The organism is Bacteroidales bacterium (assembly GCA_023228145.1).
Lineage (GTDB): Bacteria > Bacteroidota > Bacteroidia > Bacteroidales > CAIWKO01 > CAIWKO01.
Genome location: JALOBU010000049.1, coordinates 1 through 3,700, shown reverse-complemented (window position 1 = coordinate 3,700; position 3,700 = coordinate 1). Strand labels below are relative to the sequence as shown.

General features: G+C 33.2%; 3 protein-coding genes. All 3 read left to right on the top strand.

Annotated features, from left to right (window positions below; translation table 11 throughout):
• Nucleotides 1-190 precede the first annotated feature (190 nt).
• From M0R16_13340 to M0R16_13330, 3 genes are read left to right on the top strand one after another with little or no spacing between them, the layout of a single operon-like run.
• Nucleotides 191-1,618, top strand: coding sequence for a T9SS type A sorting domain-containing protein (locus tag M0R16_13340; protein ID MCK9613855.1), 1,428 nt, complete (start codon nt 191-193; stop codon nt 1,616-1,618).
• A 6-nt stretch (nt 1,619-1,624) separates the two neighbouring features.
• Entirely contained in the window at nt 1,625-2,047 is a 423-nt protein-coding gene (locus tag M0R16_13335) for a hypothetical protein (GenBank protein MCK9613854.1), read from the top strand.
• An 18-nt stretch (nt 2,048-2,065) separates the two neighbouring features.
• The gene (locus tag M0R16_13330; GenBank protein ID MCK9613853.1) at nt 2,066-3,493 is read left to right on the top strand and encodes a T9SS type A sorting domain-containing protein; all 1,428 of its coding nucleotides are present in this window, start codon (nt 2,066-2,068) and stop codon (nt 3,491-3,493) included.
• The last annotated feature ends 207 nt before the right edge of the window (nt 3,494-3,700 follow it).

Sequence of the window (3,700 nt, the reverse complement as noted above, 5' to 3'; positions counted from 1 at the left end):
CCTTGATTAATGGTAACAATTAATTTTATAATATTTCAAACCTCATATTTTTGTAAGTATTTGTATTATAAATGGTATAAAAGAACACATAAAATTATTTTTTGAATTTATAATAAAACCATATTTACCTCATTTGTTAACATTTAGTTTACATAACTAGGCACAATTAATATTTATAAAAAATCACATTATGAAAATAAAAACCTTTTTACTTATTGTGACACTTTTGCTTTCGCAAATGGCAGGGGCGCAGATAATGTTTCAGAAACATTATGGTGGGAGTGCGGACGATTACGGTTGCCGGGTGTTACAAATGGAAGACGGAGGATACCTCGTTGCTGGAATAACTGAAAGTTATGGAGCAGGGTACGGGGATATATATTTAATCAGAACAAATGAGTATGGTGATGTTTTATGGACCAAAACTTATGGTGGTATTGACGACGATGTTCCAAATACAATGAAAAAAACCAATGATGGTAATATAATAATAGCAGGGAGTACGCGCAGTTATGGAGCAGGAAGTAAGGATTTCTATTTATTAAAAATAAACCAAAACGGTGACACTTTGTGGACTAAAACTTATGGAGGTATTAAAGAAGAAAGTGCGTATGACGTAATTCAAACTTCAGATGGTGGTTTTTTTGTTATTGGAAATAGCTTAACTTATACATTTGGTTTTAGCAGTGTGTATGTATTTAAAACCAATAGCACTGGAGAAATATTATGGTCAAAATCCTATGAAGAAGCAAATGCAAATTCGGGAATATCTGCTATACAATTATCTGATAATGGTTTCTTTTTTTGTGGAGTAGCGCAACAGTCATTAATTAACACCTCAGATTGTTATTTTATCAGAACCAACTCTCAGGGAGATACAATATGGACTAAAACCTTTGGCGGAAATGATTATGATGGCGCATTTCAATGCTATGATGCCGGAGATGGAATAATAGTTTCAGGTACTACAAAAAGTTTTGGAGCAGGAAATAATGACATTTTTCTAAGCAAATTTGATTATGACGGAAATAATATCTGGTATAAAACATTCGGAGGTACTGGTGATGAAATTGGTGGCAGGTTTGCCCGTACAAATGACAACGGATTTATTTTAACCGGTTACACATCAAGTTACGGCATGGGTAATCAGGATGTGTATTTAATCAAAACTGATAATAATGGTGATACGGTTTGGACAAGAACTTTCGGGTATGCAAGTATTGAATTTGCAATTTCGGTAATCCAAACATCAGATAACGGTTACGCCATTGCCGGACATACAAATAATTTTAGCGATGGATTCGATGTGTACCTTATTAAAACAAATTCACAAGGCATTTCGGGTTTCGAAAGAATAATTAATGAGACCGTTGAATGTATAGTATACCCTAACCCATGTTCCGGTTTGCTAAATATTGAGTCTAATATTACGGATAATTCAGATTTTAATATTGGTATTTATGATATTTCCGGCAAACTATTGTTTGAAAAGACGATGCCATCATGTGAAGGCAACAGACAATCCTTGGATTTAAACGGACTCAAAGATGGTTTTTATTTACTGCAATTATGTTTTGAAAATAAATGTATAATCAAAAAAATAATAATCCAAAAATAGAGCATTATGAAAACAATTCGTACACTTTCAGTTTTTTTAGCTGTTATTTTTGCTTTAACAGCTGCAATCCAAAGTAAAGCACAAAATCAGAGTATGTTGTTTCCGGTTCCGGGAACATATTCAACCGGCTCAACTGATTATGACGGATGCAAAGTGATTAACTTTTCTAATTCAGGCAATTCGGTTATTACTGATTTGCCAAGACATCCTTTTACTGCATTCGGTCTAACTGGTCGGCCTCACGATGAGGACCATTTAAAGTTCGCCTCCCCCTCAATCAACGAAAAATACCTCGGCCAGCACCCGATGTATGCTCAACAGGTGGTGCATGATAAAGAAGGGAACTTGTTGTTTTTTATTGTGGATAATAATATTTACAACAGGTATGGGGAGGCGAATAAATTAAGAATGAAAAATAAATTAATGTAAAACTTAAACGATAAAATTATGAAAAGCAAAATCTTTTTACTTGTGTTTTTTCTTTTAGCAACACAGGTTGCAACAGCACAAATAATGTTTCAGGAACACTATGGAGGGGCACAAAAAGAAAGTGGAGGCAGTGTATTACAAACCGATGATGGAGGGTATATTATAGCCGGGTACACTGAAAGTTACGGAAGTGGCGGTGATATTTATCTATTAAAGACAGATCAAAACGGGAATATGCAATGGATAAAAACATTTGGTGGTGTTGGACTGGAACAAGCATCATCAATAATTAAAACAAACGATTCCGGATATATAATAGCAGGCGCGACTTCTAGCTTCGGTTACGGCGGAAGCGATGTTTATTGTATTAAAGTAGATATGAATTTTGATACTCTTTGGACAAAAACTTATGGTGGAAGCTTTGATGATGAGGGCTATGATATTATTCAAACATCAGATAGTGGCTATCTCATTACTGGTTATTCAATGAGCTTTACATCAGGTTTTAGCAGCATATATGTCATTAAGACAGATAAATATGGTGATACACTATGGACAAAAACTTACAATAAGAAAAATGCGAATATGGGATCGTCTGTTATTAAGGATATTTCTAATGGATATCTTATTGTTGGCACTACTTCAAACTATGGAATATCGAATACAAAAGATTGCTTTATAATTAGAATCAACAGTATAGGCGATACACTATGGACAAAAACTATTGGAGGATCATTTGATGATTATTCTGTTTCTACAGTTATAACAAACAATGGTGATTTTATTGTTTGTGGAACAACAAATAGTATTGGAAATGGATACTTTGATGTTTATTATTTTAAAATAAATTCAACAGGGGATATAATATGGAGTAAAACTATAGGGGGGATGGAATATGATGATGGTAGGATGATTATACCAACTACTGATAGTGGCTTTGCTATAATAGGTACGACAAACAGTTTTGGTGCAGGAGGAAACGATATTTATTTAATGAAATTAGATTTAAATGGGGATACTCTCTGGACAAGAACATTTGGCAGTTCCGGAGATGATATGGCAGGCTCCATAAGGGAAACTAATGATGGGGGCTATATCATTTCAGGAATCACAAATAGTTTTGGTAATAATTATGATGTTTACCTGATTAAAACGGATGCAAATGGTATTTCTGGATTTGAAAAAATAATCCACCTTAATTTAACGTGCATCGTATATCCAAATCCTTGTAAAGGGATTTTGAATATTCAGATGAATAACTGTACGAGCAATTTTTATTTTATTGAATTATTCAATATTAGTGGTCAACTTGTTCATTGTGAAAAATATGAAAATAAAAATTCAATGAACAATCAATTAAACCTCACTAATTATCCCAAAGGCTTCTATCTTTTGAGAATAAGTTCTTATAACCAAACTATTATAAAAAAAATTATCTATTATTAAAACATGACTATTATGAAAAACCGAAAATTATTTTTTTACCTTCTACTTTCTTTTTGTATTGTTGGTAGTAATAAAGCTCAAACACAATCAATGCTTCTACCAATTAGCGGATCATCAACTCCCACCGGTCCCACTAAAGTTATAAATTTTACTAATCCTGCAACACCCGTAACAACAAGTTTACCTTCCCATTCTTTTACTGTAAAC

What these genes read in the sequence shown, in the direction of transcription:
- M0R16_13340 (MCK9613855.1), top strand. Translation starts at nt 191, where the DNA reads ATGAAAATAAAAACCTTTTTACTTATTGTGACACTTTTGCTTTCGCAA.
- M0R16_13330 (MCK9613853.1), top strand. Translation starts at nt 2,066, where the DNA reads ATGAAAAGCAAAATCTTTTTACTTGTGTTTTTTCTTTTAGCAACACAG.
- M0R16_13335 (MCK9613854.1), top strand. Translation starts at nt 1,625, where the DNA reads ATGAAAACAATTCGTACACTTTCAGTTTTTTTAGCTGTTATTTTTGCT.